The sequence below is a fragment of the Peribacillus sp. NPDC058002 genome, from assembly GCF_042886655.1.
GTDB classification, from domain to species: domain Bacteria; phylum Bacillota; class Bacilli; order Bacillales; family DSM-1321; genus Peribacillus; species Peribacillus aracenensis.
On sequence record NZ_JBHVQU010000512.1, the window covers coordinates 1 to 1,269 of the forward strand.

Here is a 1,269-nt window from a genome sequence, read left to right on the forward strand (position 1 = left end):
GGCATTGAATACAGAGGTTATATTCTTTTCCATTTGAAGCGAGTTAACCTGTGCAGGCATCAGTGCAATATCAACGCCAGATTTCAGGGCAAGGACCACAGCTTCTTCCTGTCCGAAGTTGTCCGCAATGGCATTCATATTCAAAGCATCTGTAACCACAACACCGTTAAAACCCATGTCCTCACGTAATAGACCCGTGATGACCTTTTGTGACAACGTTGCAGGAACCATTATTTCTTGACCGTCTTTTTTACTGATATACTTAGTGGCATCGAAAGCAGGAAATTGAACATGTGCTGTCATCATCATATCAACTCCACCATCGATGGCCCTTTGGAAAGGAACCAACTCAATGGAACGCAAACGTTCTTTATCATGAGAAACAAGGGGAAGACCATAATGACTATCGACTGCTGTATCTCCATGGCCGGGGAAATGCTTGGTCGTCGCTATCATGTTCTGATTTTGCAATCCTTTTATCGTCTGAATGCCAAGCTTTGATACCAGTTCCGGATCTGAACTGAAGGAACGGACACCAATAACAGGATTTCCTGGATTATTATTGACATCGACAGACGGCCCGAAATTGACATTTATGCCAAGTGACGACAGTTCCTTGCCAATGATTTCTCCAGATTGATAAGCGTAGCTCTCATTTCTGGCTGCACCAAGTGCCATATTACCAGGAAGGTTCGTTCCAGATTGAAGGCGAGTTACGATTCCTCCTTCCTGATCGATCGTTATGAACAGCGGCAGGCCCGCGCTTGCCTTCTGCAAACCATCTGTTAGCCGAACCGTTTGTTCGGTATCGACTACATTCTCAGCAAACAAAATCACACCGCCCAGATGATATTTTTGGATGATGCTTGCAACTTCTGAGTTCATTTCAATAAACCCGGTCGCCTTCGCTTCTCCTTGTTTTTGCCAATTACGAAAATCCGGCATTAGCATTTGACCGACTTTTTCATCGATTGTCATGTTTTCTACGATTTCCTGAATATCCGATACAGATTTTTCATTCTCTGATCCCTTTGCTGTTGCATTCCCTCCCAGAATGGATAAAACAAAGAATAATGCGATTCCAGCAGGGGCACATATCCTTTTTATCATTTAGTGTTTCCTCCCTTGTATACTTTTTAGTTCCGTTAGCAACAATTCCATATCCACTTTCATGAAGGGGGAAAAATGATTGGAAATGAACTATATAGATCCTATAAAGAAAACAAGGCAGCAATGGAAACCCATCAGCCGCCTCTTTTAACAAGCCTT

The 1,269-nt window shown here is 43.0% G+C and carries 1 protein-coding gene; it reads right to left on the minus strand.

The window, feature by feature from the left end; all coding sequences use genetic code 11:
- Positions 1 to 1,110: glycoside hydrolase family 3 N-terminal domain-containing protein (locus ACFVSH_RS26745; RefSeq protein WP_387708848.1), on the minus strand; the 1,110-nt coding region annotated here is incomplete at its 3' end.
- Positions 1,111 to 1,269 lie beyond the last annotated feature (159 nt).